Origin of the sequence: Streptomyces novaecaesareae, from assembly GCF_000716875.1 — a bacterium.
Taxonomy (GTDB): Bacteria; Actinomycetota; Actinomycetes; order Streptomycetales; family Streptomycetaceae; genus Kitasatospora; species Kitasatospora novaecaesareae.
The window spans coordinates 48019-67736 of sequence record NZ_JNWQ01000028.1; the positions used below are offsets into that span (position 1 = coordinate 48019).

The window sequence follows — 19718 nt, forward strand, 5'->3', positions numbered from 1 at the left end:
CGCCGGCCCGATCCGCCCGACCGAGCAGTACCGACCCTGGAGTTGTTTCCCGCATGCGTGCCCAGTTCGTCCTGTCGGAGATCGGTGTGGGTCTCCGACGCAACCTGACGATGACCATCGCGGTCGTCGTCAGTGTCGCGCTCTCCCTCGCCCTCGCCGGTTCCTCGCTCCTGGTCCGCGACCAGGTGAACTCCATGAAGGGGTACTGGTACGACAAGGTCGAGGTGAGCATCTACTTCTGCACCAAGGCGGATGCCCGCAACTCGCCCCAGTGCGACAAGGGCGCGGCCACCGACCAGCAGGTCCAGGACATCAAGGACCAGCTGGACAAGATGAGCTCGGTGGTCCAGTCGTCCACCTACGAGAGCTCCCCCGAGGCGTACAAGCACTGGAAGGAGATGAACCCGGACAACCCGCTCATCTCCGTCCTGGGCCCGGACGCCATGCCGCAGTCCTGGCGGGTCAAGCTCAACGACCCGACCAAGTACGACGTGATCCAGAGCGCCTTCGCCGGGAAGCCCGGCGTGAAGTCGGTCGAGGACCAGCGGAAGATCCTGGAGAACCTGTTCGGCCTGCTCAACGGCCTGCAGACGGCGGCGTTCGTGATCATGGTGCTGATGCTCTTCGTCGCCCTGCTGCTGATCGTCAACACCGTCCGGGTGTCGGCGTTCAGCAGGCGGCGCGAGACCGGCATCATGCGCTTGGTCGGTGCCTCGAACTTCTACGTCCAGATGCCCTTCATCGCCGAGGCCGCGTTCGCCGCGCTGCTCGGCGCGGCGATGGCCTCCGGACTGCTGGTCGCCGGGCACTTCTTCGTCCAGAACTGGCTGGCCGACCGGGTGCAGTTCATCCACTTCATCGGCCTCGGCTCGGTGCTCGCGGTGATACCGCTGCTGGTCGTGGTGGGTATGGGCATGGCCGGCATCGCGGCGTTCTTCACGCTGCGCAAGTACCTCAAGGTCTGACCCCCGGACGCCTCGGCGGCCCCGGACGGCACTGCGCCGTCCGGGGCCGCCGGCGTTTCGCGGTCCGCCGTTCCGGCCCGCCGGGCGCGGGGCGGTGTCTACACTCCGTTGCCATGCTGCAAACTCCGCGCGGGGCACGTCAGGTGGCCGCCCTCAGCCTGGTGTTCGGCGCCGTGCTGCTGGCCGGCGCGGCCACCGGCGCCTGGGGTGACCCGGGCGTCCCTCCGCCGCGCCCCTCCGCGGACGCCGCCCGGGCGGCGGGCGGCGCGCTCCCGGCGGACCCGGCCGGCACCGCGCTGTCCGAGCAGCAGGCCGAGCACCTGCTCGGCGCCAACGGCGACCGCTGGGGCGCGTACTACAGCGCGCAGGAGTACGCCGAGTTCAGCCAGGGCCTGGACGGCCGCTACCTCGGCGTCGGCCTCTCGGTCGGCCGCGGCGAGGACGGTGTCACCGAGGTCTCCCAGGTCTCGCCCGACGGCCCGGCCGCCGCGGCCGGGATCGCCGCCGGCGACCGGCTGCTGCGGGTCGGCCGGGACCAGGCCGACCACCTGCCGGTCACCGAGGTGGTCGCGCGGCTGCGCGGCCGGGGCGACGAGCGCAGGGCCGGCACCGAAGTCACCCTGGAGGTCCGGCGCGGCGAGGGCGAGGTGCGCGTACTGCGGCTGCGGCGCGCCCTGCTGGACAGCCAGCAGGTGGTCGCGGAGCGCCTGGACGGGGGCGTGCTGAGGGTCACCGTGCGGGCCTTCACCAGCGGCGTGGCCGACCGGGTGCGCGCCGTGCTGCGCGCCCCGCACACCGGCGTGGTGCTCGATCTGCGCGGCAACTCCGGGGGGTTGGTCGACGAGGCGGCCGGCACCGCCGGGATCTTCCTGGACGGCGGCCCGGTCGGCTCGTACCAGGAGCGCGGCGGGACGAGGGAGTTGACGGCCCCGCGCGGCGGCGACCAGCGCACCCCGCTGGTGGTGCTGGTGGACGGCGGCACGATGAGCGCCGCCGAACTCCTCGCCGGCGCCTTACAGGACCGCAGCCGCGCCGTCGTGGTGGGCGCCCGGACCTTCGGCAAGGGCACCGTCCAGCAGCCCAGCCGGCTCGCCGACGGCGCGGTGCTGGAGATGACCGTCGGCCGCTACTACACCCCGGCCGGCCGTTCCCCGGAGGGCACCGGCCTGGCCCCCGACGTCCCGGCGGCCACTGGTGAGGACGCCGACGCGCTCGCCCTGCGGGTGCTGGCCGGGCTCGGCACCCGCGCCTAAAGGAGCTGCCCCTCCGGGCCCGGAAGTGCGAGAATGACCGGGCTATGGCAAAGGAAACCGGACAGAAGCTGATCGCGCAGAACAAGAAGGCGCGACACGAGTACATGATCCTCGACACCTACGAGTGCGGCCTCGTCCTCACCGGCACCGAGGTCAAGTCGCTGCGCGAGGGGCGGGCCAACCTGGTCGACGGCTACGCCTACATCCAGAACCACGAGGCGTGGATCGACAACGTCTTCATCCCCGAGTACACCCAGGGGACGTGGACCAACCACGCGGCCCGGCGCAAGCGCAAGCTGCTGCTGCACAAGCTGGAGATCCGCAAGATCGAGACCAAGGTCCGCGACGCGGGCCACACCCTGATCCCGCTCTCGCTGTACTTCAAGGACGGCCGGGTGAAGCTGGAACTCGCGCTCGCCGTCGGCAAGAAGCTGTACGACAAGCGCCAGACGCTGCGCGAGAAGCAGGACACCCGCGAGACGGCACGCGCCGTGGCGGCCGCCCGACGGCGCCAGGGTTAATCCGCTGGACCCTCGCCCGTCGCCTCGCGTACTATGGCGCAAGCAACACGGACGGTCATCGTCCGAGCTGTTTCTCAAAAAAACATGGGGATGATCGGTTTCGACAGGGGATGTTGAAACAGGGGAAGCGAGCCGAGGAACGCGGCAATGATCTCGTAAACCATCTGTCGCAAAAAAATAATCGCCAACTCTAAGCGCGATTCCCAGCAGTTCGCTCTCGCTGCCTAATAAGCACCGATAGCGCTTGGGTGTCAGACCGGGGGGTTCCCGACCCGGACCCTGGCATAATCTAGGGAACTCAACCGTCCGCCCGGGCTGCGGGGGTGGATGGGAAATCAAACAGCAGCTGGGCCTGTTGGCGGCTTGTCCGTGTGACCGCCAGGGCCGAGAAAATCACAGCGGACTGCGCTCGGAGAAGCCCTGAATTAACTCCACTGGACCCGGGTTCGATTCCCGGCATCTCCACCACCCCATGTTCACACCGAAGGCCGTCCACCGCTCCGCGGAGGGCGGCCTTCGGATTTTGTACGTTCCGGTGCAGCGCCGTCCGGGGGTCGCGGCGTAGGATCATCCGTCCGCTCGTTTTCCGGAGCCGGATTCCGTCGCAACCACCGAGGCCATGCAGAGCAACACGGACACCACCCCCGCCACCGACCACGAGACCGTCCGCGAGCGCGAGATCGCCGGTGAGCAGCAGCACCTCGACACCGTCTACCACCGGCTGGAGGAGAAGCTCGCCGAGGCCGAGTACATCCTGGAGGACGCCGCCAAGCGGGTCCAGGTCGGCACCCCCGGCGCCCTCGCCGAGCGTGACGCCCAGGTCTACCGGGCCGGCGCCCACCTCCAGCGGCTCAACAACGAGTTCGAGGACTTCCTCTTCGGCCGGATCGACCTCCAGCGGGCGGACGCCCCGGAGGAGCACGGCATCCCCTCGAACACCCCACTCGACCCGGCCGACCCGGCCGTCGCCGAGACCCTCCACATCGGCCGCCTGGGCGTGCTGGACGCCGAGTACGGCCCGCTGGTGATCGACTGGCGCGCGCCCGCCGCCGCGCCGTTCTACCGCGCCACCCCGGTCGAGCCCGGCCGGGTCATCCGCCGCCGGGTGATCCGTTCCAAGGGCCGCAGGGTGATCGGCGTCGAGGACGACCTGCTGCGCCCCGACCTCACCCCGACCCTGGACGGCGAGGAGCTGGCCGTGGTCGGCGACGGCGCGCTGATGGCCTCGCTGGGCCGCGCCCGCAGCCACTCGATGCGTGACATCGTCTCCTCGATCCAGAAGGAGCAGGACGAGGTGATCCGCGCCGCCGCCGCGGGCGCCACCCTGGTCACCGGCGGCCCGGGCACCGGCAAGACCGCCGTCGCCCTGCACCGCGCCGCCTACCTGCTCTACCAGGACCGCCGGCGCTACGCCGGGGGCATCCTGGTGGTCTCGCCGACCCCGCTGCTGGTCTCCTACACCGAGGGCGTGCTGCCGGCGCTCGGGGAGGAGGGCCAGGTCGCCATCCGGGCCGTCGGCTCGCTGGTGGACGGCATGGAGGCGGGCACCTACGACACCCCCGAGGCGGCCCGGGTCAAGGGTTCGGCCCGGATGACGCAGCTGCTGCGCCGGGCCGCCCGCGCGGCCCTGGAGCTGGGCGCGCCGCAGGAGCTGAAGGTGGTCGCCCGCGGCGAGGTGCTGAAGCTCGACGCGGGCCGGCTGAAGGCCGTCCGCGGCAACGTGGTGGGCTCCGGCGGCACCCCGCTGAACCTGCTGCGCCCGCGCGCCCGCCGACTGCTGCTGGACGCCCTGTGGCAGGAGATCGTCAAGACCCTGCCGAAGCCGACCGACCACTACGCCCGCGAGCAGCGCCAGGAGGAGAAGGAGTCCTTCGACGAGTACGTCTCGGACGAGGCGTCGTTCCTGGACTTCCTGGACGCCTGGTGGCCGGCCCTGACCCCGCGCCGGGTGCTCGGCACGCTCAAGCAGCACCGCCACACCAACCGGATCGCGCGGCGGGCCGTCACCCCGGACGAGGCGAGGCTGCTGGCCGCCTCCTGGCGCCACCTGTCCCCGGCGGGCGAGGGCGCGCTGTCCGCGCACGACGTCGCGCTGGTGGACGAGCTGCAGGTGCTGCTCGGCGAGCCGGCCCGTCCGAAGGTCCGCGAGGTGGACGCGATGGACCTGCTGACCGGCCTGGACGAGGTCACCACCTTCGCCGACCGCAGCGCCCGTCAACGCGACCGCCAGCCGGTGGAGCGCAAGGAGTACGCCCACGTGATCGTGGACGAGGCGCAGGACCTCACCCCGATGCAGTGGCGGATGATCGGCCGCCGGGCCCGGATGGCCACCTGGACGATCGTCGGCGACCCCGCGCAGTCCTCCTGGCCGTTCCCGCAGGAGGCCCAGTCCGCGATGGACGAGGTGCTGTCCGGCAAGCCGCGCCGGCGCTTCACGCTGACCGTGAACTACCGCAACCCGGCCGAGATCGCCGAGGTCGCGGCCAAGGTGCTGGCGCTGGCCGCGCCGGGCACGCCCTCGCCGAGCGCGGTGCGCCACGTCGGTGTGGAGCCGCGCTTCGCGGCCGTCGCCGACCCCTCGCCGGAGGCCTTCGGCGGGGCCGCCCGGGCCGAGCTGGACCGGCTGCTGGGCGAGGTGGACGGCACGGTGGCGATCGTGGTGCCGATGGACCGCCGGGCCGAGGCGGCCGGCTGGGCCGAGGGCCTGGGCGAGCGCGTGGTGGTGCTGGGCAGCCTGGAGGCCAAGGGCCTGGAGTACGACGCGACCGTGGTGGCCGATCCGACCGGCATCGCCGGCGAGTCCGAGGCGGGCCTGCGGGTGCTGTACGTCGCGTTGACCCGGGCGACCCAGCGGCTGACGGTGCTGTCCGGCCCGGACGACCTGCCGGACTCGGCCGGCGTGCCCGCGCTGCTGCACGGCTGACGGACCGTACGGAAGAAGGCCCCCCACCGCTCGGTGAGGGGCCTTCAGACGTTGATGACACCGACCCGCCATGCTCGCCTCGCGGCAAGTGGTCCCTCGAAGGGACGAAGGTTGGGCCCGGGGGCTTGGATCGAGCCGGTGTCCCGTCCAATGTAACGCATCGGCCCGGAGAGGCAAGGAGTGCGCGGCGGGAGCTCGGTCGGGTCGGCCGGGATTGTCGGATCCGCACACTCTATGAACGTTATTTCTGGCTATCCCTTGGAAGGTGCGACGATCGAGGTCTAGCATGCGCAGGCGATGCCTTCAACAAAATGTTGAGCCTGCGGGACAGACGGAAGAAGGAAGCGTCGATGGCGACGGTGCCCAGTGTCTCCAACTCGATCACGGTACGGCTGGAGGTCCCGGCCCGGGGCAACGCCGTCAGCGCGATCACCACGGCCGTGGAGTCCTCCGGCGGATCGGTGACCGGTCTCGACGTCACCGCCTCCGGCCTGGAGGCGCTGCGGATCGACGTCACGGTGGCGGCCTCCTCGGTCGCGCACGGCGAGGAGATCGTCGAGAAGCTGCGCGCGATCGACGGCGTGTCGATCGGCAAGGTCTCGGACCGCACCTTCCTGATGCACCTCGGCGGCAAGATCGAGATGTCGTCCAAGCTGCCGATCCGCAACCGTGACGACCTCAGCATGATCTACACCCCGGGTGTCGCCCGGGTCTGCCTGGCGATCGCGGAGAACCCCGAGGACGCCCGCCGGCTGACCATCAAGCGCAACAGCGTCGCCGTGGTCACCGACGGCTCGGCGGTGCTGGGGCTGGGCAACATCGGCCCGGCGGCCGCGCTGCCGGTCATGGAGGGCAAGGCGGCCCTCTTCAAGCGCTTCGCGGGCATCGACGCCTGGCCGATCTGCCTGGACACCCAGGACACCGACGAGATCGTGGCCATCGTCAAGGCGATCGCCCCGGGCTTCGCCGGGATCAACCTGGAGGACATCTCCGCGCCGCGCTGCTTCGAGATCGAGGCCCGGCTGCGCGAGGCCCTGGACATCCCGGTCTTCCACGACGACCAGCACGGCACCGCGATCGTGGTGCTGGCCGCCCTCACCAACGCGCTGAAGGTGGTCGGCAAGGAGATCGGCGACATCCGCGTGGTGATGTCGGGCGCCGGCGCGGCCGGCACCGCGATCCTCAAGCTGCTGCTGGCCGCCGGCGTCCAGCACGCCACCGTGGCGGACGTGCGCGGCGTGGTCCACCAGGGCCGCGAGGACCTCAACGACAGCCTGCGCTGGATCGCCGAGCACACCAACCGCTCGGGCCGCACCGGCAGCCTCAAGGAGGCCGTGGCGGGCGCGGACGTCTTCATCGGCGTCTCGGCCCCGAACGTCCTGGATGGCGACGACCTGGCCACCATGGCCGCGGACGCGATCGTCTTCGCGCTGGCCAACCCGGACCCGGAGGTCGACCCGGCCATCGCCCGGCAGACCGCCGCCGTGGTCGCCACCGGCCGCAGCGACTTCCCGAACCAGATCAACAACGTGCTGGTCTTCCCGGGCGTCTTCCGCGGCCTGCTGGACGCCCAGAGCCGTACGGTCAACACCGAGATGATGATCGCCGCCGCCCGCGCGCTGGCCACCACCGTCGCCGACGACGAGCTGAACGCGAACTACATCATCCCGAGCGTCTTCCACAAGGACGTCGCCAAGACCGTCGCCGCCGCGGTGCGCGAGGCGGCCCTGGCCGGCGGCCAGGAGGCCCCCGCGCCGGCCCGCCCGACCCCGGGCATCGTCGGCACCCTCGACACCTCCGCCTTCCCCGTCGTCAAGCTCTGACGATCGGCCCGGTGGACGTGTCGTCCGTCGCTCAAATGTGCGAATAGCGGTCATACCCGCCCAGCCCGCCCCGAACCCTTGCGACACAAGGGCGAGGGGCGTGTTTGGGCTTGTCAGTCCTAGGGCGTACGGTAGCCCTGCACGGGGCAGGCGTGTCCGACAAGTACGGAACGTCCCCCTGGTCTTCCGGCGAGTCGTCCCGACCGCCGTCCGCGCCCGGTCCGCCGGAGCCGACGGAGCGTCACACCTCCAACGGGCGGGCGATTTTCGGGTGGCCCGGCCGGGGCCCGATTGGCTTTCTCGGGGCCGGTCGGGGCAGGATTCGTATCCAGGCGGGCGGGCGGGCCTTCGAAGGCTCCGGCGCGCGGCATCGGGTACGGACCCGGCCTGCGACCACGCATTGCCTGCATGAGCACAGTGTGCGGACCTGCGGCCCATCCGGGTGCCCCCCGGTGGGAGAACCGATGGGCCCCCGCACACCGCAAGCGAACAGACCACAGGAGTACACATGAACCGCAGTGAGCTGGTGGCCGCGCTGTCCGAGCGCGCCGAGGTGACCCGCAAGGACGCCGACGCCGTTCTGGCCGCCTTCGCCGAGATCGTCGGCGAGGTCGTCGCCAAGGGCGACGAGAAGGTCACCATCCCCGGTTTCCTGACCTTCGAGCGCACCCACCGCGCTGCCCGCACCGCGCGCAACCCGCAGACCGGCGAGCCGATCCAGATCGCGGCCGGCTACAGCGCCAAGGTGAGCGCCGGCTCCAAGCTGAAGGAAGCCGCCAAGGGCGCCTGAACCACCCCTTGAACGCCCGAGAGGCCGGGCTCCCCGCGGGGAGCCCGGCCTCTCGTCGTGTCAGGTGCCGACCGGTCAGGCGTCGACCAGCTGCTCGCTGGGCAGCTCGACGTGGGCGCCCAGGTCGCGCAGCTTCTCCATGAAGTTCTCGTAGCCGCGGTTGATCAGGTCGATGCCGTGCACGGTCGAGGTGCCCTCGGCCGCCAGCGCCGCGATCAGGTACGAGAAGCCGCCGCGCAGGTCCGGGATGACCAGCTCGGCGCCGATCAGCTTGGACGGGCCGGAGACGACCGCGGAGTGCAGGAAGTTGCGGGCGCCGAAGCGGCACGGGGTGCCGCCCAGGCACTCGCGGTACAGCTGGATGTGCGCGCCCATCTGGTTCAGCGCGCCGGTGAAGCCGAGGCGCGACTCGTACACCGTCTCGTGGACGATGGACAAGCCGGTGGCCTGGGTCAGCGCGACCACCAGCGGCTGCTGCCAGTCGGTCTGGAAGCCCGGGTGCACGTCGGTCTCCAGGGCGATCGCCTTGAGCTCGCCGCCGGGGTGCCAGAAGCGGATGCCCTCGTCGTCCACCTCGAAGGCGCCGCCGACCTTCCGGAAGGTGTTGAGGAAGGTCATCATCTCCAGCTGGCGGGCGCCACGGACGTAGATGTCGCCCCTGGTGGCGAGCGCCGCGCAGGCCCAGGAGGCGGCCTCCAGCCGGTCCGGCAGCGCGCGGTGGGTGTAGCCGCCGAGCTCGTCCACACCGGTGATCAGGATGGTCCGGTCGGTGCCCAGCGTGATGATCGCGCCCATCTTCTGCAGGACGCAGATCAGGTCGACGATCTCCGGCTCGATGGCCGCGTTGCGCAGCTCGGTGACGCCCTCGGCGAGCACCGCGGTGAGCAGCACCTGCTCGGTCGCGCCGACCGAGGGGTAGGGCAGCTCGATCTTGGTGCCGCGCAGGCGCTGCTGGGCGACCAGGTAGGTGCCCTGCGGGTGCTTCTCGATGGTGGCGCCGAACTGGCGCAGCACCTCGAAGTGGAAGTCGACCGGGCGGCCGCCGATGTCGCAGCCGCCCAGGCCCGGGATGAAGGCGTGGCCGAGGCGGTGCAGCAGCGGGCCGCAGAACAGGATCGGGATCCGCGAGGAGCCGGCGTGCGCGTCGATGTCCGCCACGTTGGCGCTCTCGACGTGCGAGGGGTCGAGGATCAGCTCGCCGTCCTCGTCACCGGTGCGCACGGTCACGCCGTGCAGCTGAAGCAGCCCGCGGACCACCTTGACGTCGCGGATGTCCGGGACGTTGCGCAGTCTGCTGGGGCCCTGGCCGAGGAGGGCGGCGACCATGGCCTTGGGGACCAGGTTCTTCGCACCGCGGACGCGGATCTCGCCTTCGAGCGGGTTTCCGCCGTGGACCAGCAGGACGTCGTCGGTCATCGTTCTCGCAATCCGGGGTGCCAGAGGAGTGAGGAGGGGGCTCCGGGAGAGAGCCGGTGGTGGACCGGTCGTACGGGCGCGTTCGGGCCCCCGGCGAAACCGAGTCGGCACGTATAAGGGCGTCCACCAGACGTAGATGGTAGTAGGCGTCCCGATGGTTCCCGTGTGCCTCTCCCGTGATGGTGCTCTCTCCGGGGCCGCTACCGCCCTCCGGTACGGCTGTACGGGTGTTCGTCCGGCGTGGCGCGGTTTCGGGCGTTGCGGTGTCCGACCGGTGCCGTTCTGCGGGATCATGTGTGGCATGACGGCGGCCCATTCGCACGGAGGCCGGTCCCACACCGGCCGTCTGCTCGTCGCGACGCCCCTGCTCACCGACCCGAACTTCGCGCGGGCGGTGGTGCTCCTCCTCGACCACGACGCCGAGGGGGCGCTCGGTGTGGTCCTCAACCGGCCGACGCCGGTCGAGGTGGGCAGTGTGCTGGACGGCTGGGGAAGACTCGTCGGGCAGCCGGCCGTGGTGTTCCAGGGCGGGCCGGTGGCGCTGGACTCGGCGCTCGGCCTCGCGGTGGCGCCGGGGGAGCCGGGAAGCGGCGAGCCGCTGGGCTGGCGGCGGGTGCACGGGGCGATCGGCCTGGTGGACCTGGAGGCACCGCCCGAGGTGCTGGCCGGCGAGCTGGGCAGCCTGCGGATCTTCGCCGGGTACGCCGGCTGGTCGCCGGGCCAGCTGGAGGCGGAGCTGGAGAGCGGCGCCTGGTACCTGGTGGACTGCGAGCCGGGGGACGTCTCCAGCCCCGAGCCGGAGCGGCTCTGGCGCTCGGTGCTGCGCCGCCAGCGCGGGCCGATCGCCCTGCTGGCGACGTACCCGGACGACCCGACGATGAACTGAGCCGCAGGCCCCCCACGCGCGACACTGGCCCGGTTTCCCGGGGCGCCCATAGACTTGGCACCCATGAGCACTCTTGAGCCCGAGCGCGGCCTCGGCACCGGCACCCTGGTCGAGCCCGTCCCCCAGGTGTCCCACGGGGACGGCGACCACGAGCGCTTCGCGCACTACGTCCAGAAGGACAAGATCATGGAGAGTGCGCTCTCCGGGTCTCCCGTGGTGGCGCTCTGCGGCAAGGTGTGGGTGCCCGGGCGCGACCCGAAGAAGTACCCGGTCTGCCCGATGTGCAAGGAGATCTACGACGGCATCGGCAAGCCGCAGGGCGGGGACGACGACAAGTAGTCCGCCGGGCGTGCGGCGTCGTTCCGGATAGCACCGCGTTTCCGCAGTGGTCTATGCCAATCGTTCCGGGCGTGGGCAGGATGTCGGAATGGACCTCATTCCCGCACCTTCGAGTGCCGTCCGCCGCCCGGACGAGGACTTCCCCCTCGACGCCGCCACCACGCTGACCGCCGCGCCCGCGCTGGCCGACGCCGAGCGCTGGCTGCGCACCACGCTGTCCGCCGCCACCGGGCTGCCGCTCGGCCCCGGCCGGCCGGGCGCGGGCATCGAACTGGTCCAGGACGACGCGCTCGCCGCCGAGGCGTACCGGATCACGGTGCGCCCCGGCCGCGCCCTGCTCGCCGCGGGCGGCCCGGCCGGCGCGCTGTGGGGGGCGCAGACCCTGCGGCAGCTGCTCGGGCCGGACGCCTACCGCCGCTCGCCGCTGCGCCGCGAGGGCTGGGTGCTGCCCGGCGCTGACATCGAGGGCCCGCCTCCGGTGCGCTAGTCCTACTCACCGGGAACTTCCGGGCGGTCATCCGACGTCAAGAACAGATGAACATCCGCCCTGGCCCGGACCGGGTCGTGGCAGATACCGCCCGGTATCCGTCCCAATCGGGCAGTCCCGTTCACCGGCCCCGAAATGATCATCGAGCATTGTGTGCCAGAGTTGCCCAACCCGGCCCGATCGCCCGTACCCTACGGGCCAGGCCGGGCTGCTGACGCGGGACGACACGGCCGTGGGCCGGCGGGCGGCAGGCGATCGATGAGCAAGTGGAGCACGGTGGGACCCAGGTGAACCGGACGATCATGCTGCCGGCCTCGCTCGACGAGGCCGTCGACGCGCTGGCCACCGCCCCGGCCGCGGTACCGGTGGCCGGAGCCACCGACCTGATGGAAGCCGTCAACGCCGGACGGCTGCGCCCCGCCGCCCTGGTCGGCCTCGGCCGGATCACCGAACTGCGCGGCTGGCGCTACGAGGACGGCGGCACCGCCGTACTCGGCGCCGGACTCACCCACGCCCGGATGGACCGCCCCGACTTCGCCGCGCTCATCCCCGCGCTCGCCGACGCCGCCCGCACCGCCGGCCCGCCTCAGGTCCGCAACGTCGGCACCCTCGGCGGCAACATCGTCACCGCCGCGCCGGCCGGCGACACCCTGCCGGTGCTCACCGCGCTGGAGGCCACCGTCACCCTCGCCCGGGCCGGCGCCAGCCGCGAGGTGCCGGTCAGTCACCTGCTCACCGGCCTCGACCCGGTGCGCCCCGGCGAGCTGCTCACCTGGGTGCGCGTCCCGCTGCTGCACGCCCCGCAGGTCTTCCTCAAGGCCACCGGCCGCAGCGGCCCGGCCCGCGCCACCGCCTCCGTCGCCCTCGTCCTCGACCCGGCCCGGCGCTCGGTGCGCTGCGCCGTCGGGGCCGTCGCCCCGGTGCCGCTGCGCCCGCTGGAGGCCGAGGCCTGGGTGGCCGGCTGCATCGACTGGGACGGCAGCCGGGAGATCGACCCGACCGCGACCGCCGCCTTCGGCGAGTACGTGGCCGCCGCCTGCGTCCCCGACAACTACGGCGCCGAGGGCGCCTGGGAAGCCGTGACCGAGGGGCCGACGGCGGCCGCCGCTCGGCTGCGGCGTACCGTAGCGGTGCTGGCCCGACGGGCACTGGGAAGGGCGCTGAAGTGACCACAGACCCCATCGAGACCCTCGACGCCGACCCGCTCGGCCTTTCCCCGCAGGTCAGCCGCGAGCTGCGCCCGTGCGCCTCCTACACGCTGCGGGTCAACGGTTTCGAACGGCCCGTCACCGACGCCTGGATCGGCGAGAGCCTGCTCTACGTGCTGCGCGAGCGGCTCGGCCTGGCCGGTGCCAAGGACGGCTGCGAGCAGGGCGAGTGCGGGGCCTGCTCGGTGCAGGTGGACGGCCAGCTGGTGGCCGGCTGCCTGGTGCCCGCGGCACTGGCCGCGGACAGCGAGATCAACACCGTCGAGGGCCTGTCGGCGGCCGGCGGCGCGAGCGACGTCCAGCAGGCGCTGGCCGCCTCCGGCGCCGTGCAGTGCGGATACTGCACCCCCGGCATGGCGATGGCCGTGCACGACCTGCTCCAGCGCAACCACCGGCCCACCGAGGTCGAGGCCCGGCAGGCGCTCTGCGGCAACCTCTGCCGCTGCACCGGCTACAAGGGCGTGCTGGCCGCCGTCCAGACCGTCGCGGACGCCCGTGCGCTGGTGGCCGAGGAGGCGGAGGAGGCCGCTGCCGCGGAGGCCGCGCGCTCCGCCGAGCAGGCCGCCGGGGCGCCGGGCGACACGCCCGCCGAGCCGGTGGCCGAGGCGCCCGCCGAGGTGCCCGGCGGCGTGCCCGTCGAACCCGGGACGGCCGTCGAGCCGCCGGTCTACGCCGACGCCGAGGCCTGGATCGAACACGTCCCGCAGCAGCCCGTCGCCCCCCACCCCGCGGACCAAGCGCAGGCGCCGGCCGGGACGCCGTACGGCGACGCGCCGGGCGGCTACGACACCGGCGTGTACGACACCGCCGTCCTGGCGCCGGTCCAGGGCGGCATCCCCGCCCAGGCCGTCGACGACCAGGTGTACTACCCGCCGCAGGCCTACCCCGAGCAGCCGTACCAGGGCACCCCCGCCCACGGCACGTACCTGCCCTACCCGGACGGCCAGCAGCAGGGCGGCTACGACACCGGGTACGACGCCCCGGTCTACGAGCCCACCCCCGCGCACGGCACCCCGCTGCCCGGCGCCGCCTTCGACGGCACGCCGCCGCACGGCACCCCGTACGCCGCCCCGCACGGCGCCCCGGCCGAGGGCGGTGCCCCGGCCGGCGTCCCGTACGGCGCCACCCCCGCCCACGGAATCCGGCTCCCCGAGGACGACCACGCATCATGACGTCGCCTACCGACATCGGCGCAGCACTCCAGCAGGACGGCGGCGAGGGCGGCGCACCGGAGCCGTTCGGCCTGGGCAGCTCCCCGCTGCGCAGCGACGCGCTGCCCAAGGCGCTCGGCATCTACCCGTACGCGGCCGACCTGTGGGCCGAGGGGCTGCTGTGGGGCGCGCTGCTGCGCTCGCCGCACCCGCACGCCCGGATCCGCGGCATCGACACCTCGGCCGCGCTCGCGCTGCCCGGCGTGCACGCCGTGGTCACCGCCGCCGACCTGCCGCCCGGCCCGGAGGGCACTGCGGACGGCGCTCCGGCCGGCCCGATCGTCGCCGACCGGCCGGTGCTGGCCGCCGGCGTGGTGCGCCACCACGGCGAGCCGATCGCCGCGGTGGCCGCCGACCACCCGGACACCGCCCGGCTGGCGGTCGGTCTGATCGCGGTCGACTACGAGCCGTTGGAGGCCGTGACCGACCCCGAGCAGGCCTTCACGGCGCCGCCGCTGCACCCGGACGGCAACCTGTTCCGCCACCTGCCGCTGCGCACCGGGGACCCGGACGCCGTCGGCGAGATCGTCGTCGAGGGCCTCTACCAGGTCGGCCGGCAGGACCCGGCCCCGCTCGGCGCCGAGGCCGGGCTGGCCGTGCCGCGGCCGGACGGCGGCGTCGAGCTGCACCTGTCCTCCACCGACCCGCACGGCGACCGCGACCGCACCGCCGCCTGCCTGGGCCTTGAGCCCGACCGGGTCCGGCTGGTGGTCACCGGCGTGCCGGGCGCCACCACCGACCGCGAGGACCTGTCCTTCCAGGTCACCCTGGCGCTGCTGGCGCTGCGCACCGGCCGCCCGGTGAAGATGACCCTCACCCGCGAGGAGTCCTTCCACACCCACACCTCGCGCCACCCCGCGCTCCTGCGCTACCGCCACCACGCCGACGCCGAGGGCACCTTGGTGAAGGTCGAGGCGCAGATCCTGCTGGACGGCGGCGCCTACGCGGACGTCTCCGCCGAGGCGCTGGCCGCCGCGACGGCGTTCTCGGCCGGCCCGTACGTCTGCCCGAACGTCTTCGTGGACGCCTGGGCGGTGCGCACCAACAACCCGCCGGCCGGCCGGATGCGCGGCGAGGGCGCGCTGCAGGCCTGTTTCGCGTACGAATCGCAGCTGGACCAGCTGGCCGCCCGGGTGGGCGTGGACCCGGTGGAGATCCGCCGGCGCAACGCGATGTCCACCGGCGACCCGCTGCCCACCGGACAGGCCGTCACCTGCCCGGCGCCGGTGCGCGCGCTGCTGGACGCCGTCGCGGACGAGCCGCTGCCGGCCCTGCCGGTGGACGACCCGGACGCCGAGTGGCTGCTGCCCGGCGGGCCCGGCGGCGCGGGCGACCCGGCGGCGGTGCGGCGCGGCATCGGCTACGCCGTCGGCATGGTGCACATGCTGGGCGCCGAGGGCGAGGACGAGGTCTCCACCGCGACCGTCCGGGTCAGCGGCGACCACGCCACGGTGATCTGCGCGGCCGTCGACGCCGGGCAGGGCTTCGCCACGCTGGCCCGGCAGATCGTGCAGACCGTGCTGGGCGTCAGCGAGGTCTACATCGCGCCCGCCGACAGCGACCAGTCGATCGCCGGGCCCTCCGCCCGCGGCCGGCACACCTGGGTCTCCGGCGGCGCCGTCGAGCGGGCCGCGCTGATGGTCCGCCACCAGCTGCTGCAGCCGATCGCGGCGAACTTCGGGATGTCGGCGGAGCTGCTGCAGATCGCCGACGGCAAGATCACCTCGTACGACGGGGTGCTCGGCATGCCGGTCGCCGAGGCGCTGGAGGGCAAGGAGCTGTGGGCCACCGCGCAGTGCCGCCCGCACCCCACCGAGCCCCTGGACGAGGCCGGGCACGGCGACGCCTTCGTCTCCATCTCGTTCTGCGCGATGCGGGCGGTGGTGGACGTGGACATCGAGCTGGGCGCCGTGCGGGTGGTCGAGATGACGGTCGCCCAGGACGTCGGCCGGGCGCTGAACCCGCGGCAGATCGAGGACCGGATCGAGGCGGGCGTGGCCCAGGGCGTGGGCCTGGCACTGCTGGAGGACCTGCGCACCGAGGGCGGCGTGCTGCAGAACCCCTCGCTCACCGGCTACCGGCTGCCCACCGCGCTGGACACCCCGGAGGTGCGGATCGCGGCCCTGCTGGAGGAGCGCGACGTGGTCGCCCCCTTCGGTGCCAAGGCGGTCGGCGCCGTGCCCGCGGTGGTGGCCCCGGCGGCCGTCGCCGCGGCCGTCCGCGCCGCCACCGGCCTGCCGGTCGGCCGGCTGCCGATCCGGGCGGAGGACGCCGTCACGGCCTGAGGCGGGCCGCCGCGAAATAGCAGCGGTGGCCGGCCGAAATGACAGAAAGGAATTGCCGGTCGACTTCCGAAGTCGACCGGCAATTCCTTTTCCACGAGGCCATGGCGGGAATCGAACCCGCGTGCACCGCTTTGCAGACGGTTCCCTAAGCCACTCGGGCACACGGCCAGTGAATTCATGGTGGCGGACCCCGGGAGCAGGGTCAACGCCGTTTTGTAAATTCTGTATGGCAATGTGTGCTACGGTCGAAGTCCGGTGGCTGTTTTTCCCGCCACCCCGGACGAGCGCGTCGTACCCGGTGACGACAAGACGGCGCAGTTCAGCGGCAATCCGGCCGCTGTGGACTGCGGAGGCATCACCGTCATGGCCTGGCTCGTTCTGATCGTCTCGGGAATCCTGGAGACCGTGTGGGCGGTCGCCCTGGAATCCTCCAAGGGCTTCTCCCGCCTCGTCCCCAGCGTCGTCTTCGGCGTCGCGCTGCTGTTCAGCATGGGCGGTCTGGCGTACGCGATGCGCACCATCCCGATCGGCACCGGCTACGCGGTCTGGGTCGGCATCGGCGCGGTCGGTACGGCGCTCTACGGCATGGCCGTCCTCGGGGACGCGGTGACCATGGCCCGGATCGCCTGCCTGCTGCTGATCGTCTCCGGCGTGGTGGGCCTCAAGGTGCTGCACTGACCCCAGGGTCCTGCGCCCTGGTCCTACGCCCAGGGACGGAGTCGATCACCGACCCCGGTCAGGGGTCATCGGGGCGGACGGCTCTTACGATGTTACGTATGACCACTGCCTCTCCCACCTCGGTCGACCCCGTTCCGATACCCCTCGACGACGATCCCGGCGGCGGGGTGCTCAGCGGCCGCTACCGCGCGCTCACGCTGGGGATCGTCTCGGTGGTCCTGGTGATCGCCTTCGAGGCGACCGCCGTCAACACCGCGATGCCGACGGCCGCCCGCCAGCTGGACGGCCTCGGGCTGTACGCCTTCGCCTTCTCCGGCTACTTCACCACCACGCTGTTCGCCCTGGTCGTCTCCGGCCAGTGGTGCGACCGGCGCGGGCCGCTGCAGCCGCTGTTCACCGGCATCGCGGTGTTCGGCCTCGGCCTGCTGGTGGCCGGGACAGCGCCCGGGATGTGGGTCTTCGTGGCCGGGCGGGCGATCCAGGGCCTGGGCGGCGGGCTGGTGATCGTCGCGCTGTACGTGGTGGTCGGCCGGGCCTATCCGGAGCGGCTGCGGCCGTCGGTGTTCGCGGCCTTCTCCTCGGCCTGGGTGCTGCCCTCGATCGTCGGCCCGCTGGTCGCCGGGGCCGTCACCCAGCACCTCGGCTGGCGCTGGGTGTTCCTGGCGGTGCCGGTGCTGATCCTGCTGCCGCTGGCCGTGATGGGCCCGGCGCTGACCCGCTCCGAGCGCGAGCACCCGGTGCCCAAGGGCGCGGACTTCGACCGCCGACGCACCCTGCTGGCCGCGATGGCCGCGCTCGGCGCGGGCCTGCTGCAGTACGCGGGCCAGCGCCGCGACCTGGTCGGGCTGCTCCCCGGGATCGCCGGGGCGGCACTGCTGGCGCCGGCCGTCCTGGGGCTGCTGCCGAAGCGGACCCTGCGGGCCGGGCGCGGGCTGCCGACGGTGATCCTGCTGCGCGGGGTGGCGGCGGGGGCGTTCTTCGCGTCCGAGGCCTTCATCCCGCTGATGATGACCACCCAGCGCGGCCTGTCGCCGACCCTGGCCGGCCTCACCCTGACCAGCGGCGGGCTCTCCTGGGCGCTGGGTTCCTGGCTGCAGGGCCGGCCGGGGGCCGAGCGCTACCGCGGGGCGATGATCCGGGGCGGCTTCGTGCTGACCGCGGTGGCGATCGCGGGCACCGCCCTGGTGCTGGTCCCGGCGGTGCCGGCCTGGGTGGCCTCGGTGGCCTGGGGGATCGGCGGCGTCGGGATGGGACTGGCCATCGCGAGCGTCAGCGTGCTGATGATGAAGCTCTCCGCGCCGGAGGATGCCGGGGCCAACTCGGCCGCGCTGCAGATGAGCGACGCGCTGGGCAACGTGCTGCTCACGGGCCTGGCCGGGGTGCTGTTCGCGGCGCTGGGCGGTGGTGCCCTGGCGGCGGCCGGCCACGGACAGGCCGAAGGCGCCGGTTCGACCGGCGCCTTCGCGGTGATCCTGCTGGTGATGGCGGGGGTGGCCCTGCTGGGGGCGCTGCTCTCCGGCCGGGTCCGTACCCGGTCCTGACGGTCAGCCGGCGGTGGCGGCGGCGGTGGCGGGGACCGGCGGCGCCGCCGGGGTGCCGAGGAAGGCCTCCCAGCCGCCGGTCGGGGACTGGCCCGGGGAGAGGGTCTGCAGCTTGCGCAGCACCGCCGGGTCCTGGGCGTCCAGCCAGTCGACCAGCTGGCGGAAGGAGACCAGCCGGACCTCCGGCTTGCCCGCGATGGCCTTGAGGACGTCCTCGACGGCGTTCATGTAGATGCCGCCGTTCCACTCCTCGAAGTGGTTGCCGATGATGTACGGCGCCCGGTTGCCGTTGTAGGTGCGGTCGAAGCCCATCAGGTAGGAGTCGCGGGCCTGGGCCTGGAAGCCCGGGTGGAGCGCCGGGTCGGCCTTGGTGTTGGGGCCGCACTGGTTGTACATGATGTTGTAGTCCATCGAGAGCACCTGGAAGGTGTGCCCGGGGAAGGGGATGGACTGCAGCGGGAGGTCCCACAGCGCGCCGCCCTGGATCTTCTGCGGCCACACCTGGGTGCCGTTGCCGCTGCTGTCGTAGCGCCAGCCGCGCTTGACCGCGGTGGGCAGCAGGTTGCGCTGGCCCTCCAGGCAGGGGGTGCGGCTGCCGATCAGCTCCTTGCGGTAGTCGAAGGGCAGGGCCGGCAGGTCGGTGAAACCGGTGTTGGTGCGCCAGTTCGTGACGAAGTCCATCGCCTGCTGGATCTCGCTGTCCCACTCCTCGGGGGACCACTTGCCGACGCCGGTGGCGCCGCAGAAGTGGCCGTTGAAGTGGGTGCCGATCTCGTGGCCCTCCAGCCAGGCCGCGTGCACGTTCGCCAGGGTGTCGCGGATGTGCTGGTCGCTCAGGTAGCCGATGTCGGAGGCGCCGGCCTTGTGTTGCGGCGGGCGGTAGAGGTCCTTCTTGGACTCGGGCAGCAGGTAGAGGCCGCTGAGGAAGAAGGTCATCTTCGCCTCGTGCTCCTGGGCCAGCCGGCGGAAGCGGGCGAACAGGCCGTTGTCGAGCTCGCCGGCGCCGTCCCAGGAGAAGACCACGAACTGCGGCGGGCGCTGCCCGGGCCGGAGCTGCTCGGGGGTGGGCTGGTGCGGCTGGGTGCCGGTGTCGGAGGTGGAGCCGTCGCCGATCAGGACGGCCTGCGGCTTGGGGGCCGGGGCCGGGGCCGGGGCGGGGGCCGGGACGGGGGTGGTGCTCTGCTCGTCGGCCGCGCCGGTGGCGGCGGATCCGGTCGCCCGCTCCCCGCCGGTGGCGTGGTTGCTGCCGCAGGCGGCCGCCAGGGCGGCGGCGGTGGCGGCGCCGGCCGCCAGTAGGGTGCGGCGGGAGAGAGCGTCCATGGTCACTCCGTTCATGTGGCGTTCGACTGCGTGCGGGAGTGTGGGTCCGGTCGGACACGCGGGGATCGAACC

The 19718-nt window shown here is 72.8% G+C and carries 16 protein-coding genes, 1 tRNA gene, 1 other RNA gene and 1 riboswitch; of the genes, 15 read left to right on the top strand and 3 right to left on the bottom strand.

All coding sequences use genetic code 11. The annotated features are described in order from the left end of the window. The first annotated feature begins 53 nt into the window (after nucleotides 1–53). From ftsX to OP86_RS13145, 7 genes are all read left to right on the top strand, one after another. On the top strand, nucleotides 54–965 hold the full coding sequence (ftsX, locus tag OP86_RS13120) for a permease-like cell division protein FtsX (protein WP_030059731.1): 912 nt from the start codon (nucleotides 54–56) through the stop codon (nucleotides 963–965). Nucleotides 966–1078: 113 nt separating this feature from the next. After that, complete coding sequence (locus OP86_RS13125) at nucleotides 1079–2218, top strand: S41 family peptidase (protein WP_030257374.1); 1140 nt, start codon at nucleotides 1079–1081, stop codon at nucleotides 2216–2218. A gap of 44 nt (nucleotides 2219–2262) precedes the next feature. Beyond that, nucleotides 2263–2739, top strand: a complete 477-nt coding sequence (gene smpB / locus OP86_RS13130) for an SsrA-binding protein SmpB (protein ID WP_030059734.1) — start codon at nucleotides 2263–2265, stop codon at nucleotides 2737–2739. 86 nt (nucleotides 2740–2825) lie between these two features. Next, nucleotides 2826–3207, top strand: a transfer-messenger RNA (tmRNA) gene (gene ssrA, locus OP86_RS34295). A 151-nt stretch (nucleotides 3208–3358) separates the two neighbouring features. Next, nucleotides 3359–5662: a HelD family protein gene (locus OP86_RS13135; protein WP_030059735.1), complete on the top strand. Its 2304-nt coding sequence runs from the start codon at nucleotides 3359–3361 to the stop codon at nucleotides 5660–5662. Between the two features lie 350 nt (nucleotides 5663–6012). Beyond that, entirely contained in the window at nucleotides 6013–7485 is a 1473-nt protein-coding gene (locus OP86_RS13140) for an NAD-dependent malic enzyme (protein ID WP_030059736.1), read from the top strand. A 508-nt stretch (nucleotides 7486–7993) separates the two neighbouring features. Further along, on the top strand, nucleotides 7994–8275 hold the full coding sequence (locus OP86_RS13145) for an HU family DNA-binding protein (protein ID WP_030059737.1): 282 nt from the start codon (nucleotides 7994–7996) through the stop codon (nucleotides 8273–8275). Between the two features lie 75 nt (nucleotides 8276–8350). On the opposite strand, the gene murA is transcribed toward OP86_RS13145, so the two are convergent. Then, complete coding sequence (murA, locus tag OP86_RS13150) at nucleotides 8351–9691, bottom strand: UDP-N-acetylglucosamine 1-carboxyvinyltransferase (protein WP_030059738.1); 1341 nt, start codon at nucleotides 9689–9691, stop codon at nucleotides 8351–8353. A 292-nt stretch (nucleotides 9692–9983) separates the two neighbouring features. Between murA and OP86_RS13155 the strand changes: the two genes are divergently transcribed. The 6 genes from OP86_RS13155 to OP86_RS13180 all read left to right on the top strand — a co-directional run bounded on the left by OP86_RS13155 (nucleotide 9984) and on the right by OP86_RS13180 (nucleotide 16107). Beyond that, a complete protein-coding gene (locus tag OP86_RS13155) occupies nucleotides 9984–10577 on the top strand; it encodes a YqgE/AlgH family protein (RefSeq protein ID WP_030257378.1) in 594 nt (197 codons plus the stop codon). Nucleotides 10578–10640: 63 nt separating this feature from the next. Continuing rightward, the gene (locus tag OP86_RS13160; protein WP_030059739.1) at nucleotides 10641–10916 is read left to right on the top strand and encodes a DUF3039 domain-containing protein; all 276 of its coding nucleotides are present in this window, start codon (nucleotides 10641–10643) and stop codon (nucleotides 10914–10916) included. Nucleotides 10917–11004: 88 nt separating this feature from the next. Further along, nucleotides 11005–11403 carry a glycoside hydrolase family 20 zincin-like fold domain-containing protein gene (locus tag OP86_RS13165; protein WP_030257382.1) on the top strand — a complete coding sequence of 133 codons (399 nt, stop codon included), beginning with the start codon at nucleotides 11005–11007 and terminating at the stop codon, nucleotides 11401–11403. Between the two features lie 302 nt (nucleotides 11404–11705). Continuing rightward, nucleotides 11706–12572 carry an FAD binding domain-containing protein gene (locus OP86_RS38005; RefSeq protein ID WP_051830041.1) on the top strand — a complete coding sequence of 289 codons (867 nt, stop codon included), beginning with the start codon at nucleotides 11706–11708 and terminating at the stop codon, nucleotides 12570–12572. Next, nucleotides 12569–13783 carry a (2Fe-2S)-binding protein gene (locus tag OP86_RS39160; protein ID WP_418952603.1) on the top strand — a complete coding sequence of 405 codons (1215 nt, stop codon included), beginning with the start codon at nucleotides 12569–12571 and terminating at the stop codon, nucleotides 13781–13783. Before OP86_RS38005 ends, OP86_RS39160 begins: the two co-directional genes overlap by 4 nt. After that, nucleotides 13780–16107, top strand: coding sequence for a xanthine dehydrogenase family protein molybdopterin-binding subunit (locus tag OP86_RS13180; RefSeq protein ID WP_030257388.1), 2328 nt, complete (start codon nucleotides 13780–13782; stop codon nucleotides 16105–16107). The genes OP86_RS39160 and OP86_RS13180 overlap by 4 nt, the downstream gene beginning before the upstream one ends. Before the next feature lie 96 nt (nucleotides 16108–16203). On the opposite strand, the gene OP86_RS13185 is transcribed toward OP86_RS13180, so the two are convergent. Beyond that, nucleotides 16204–16275 (bottom strand) — tRNA-Cys (locus tag OP86_RS13185). 84 nt (nucleotides 16276–16359) lie between these two features. Continuing rightward, nucleotides 16360–16426: riboswitch (guanidine-III (ykkC-III) riboswitch) on the top strand. Between the two features lie 44 nt (nucleotides 16427–16470). On the opposite strand from OP86_RS13185, the gene OP86_RS13190 reads away from it, so the two are divergent. After that, nucleotides 16471–16785 carry a DMT family transporter gene (locus OP86_RS13190; protein ID WP_030059744.1) on the top strand — a complete coding sequence of 105 codons (315 nt, stop codon included), beginning with the start codon at nucleotides 16471–16473 and terminating at the stop codon, nucleotides 16783–16785. A 98-nt stretch (nucleotides 16786–16883) separates the two neighbouring features. Then, nucleotides 16884–18326, top strand: coding sequence for an MFS transporter (locus OP86_RS13195; protein ID WP_030059745.1), 1443 nt, complete (start codon nucleotides 16884–16886; stop codon nucleotides 18324–18326). Nucleotides 18327–18329: 3 nt separating this feature from the next. Here OP86_RS13195 and OP86_RS13200 read toward each other — a convergent pair whose 3' ends face one another. Next, complete coding sequence (locus OP86_RS13200) at nucleotides 18330–19646, bottom strand: polysaccharide deacetylase family protein (protein ID WP_033331789.1); 1317 nt, start codon at nucleotides 19644–19646, stop codon at nucleotides 18330–18332. Nucleotides 19647–19718: the final 72 nt, after the last annotated feature.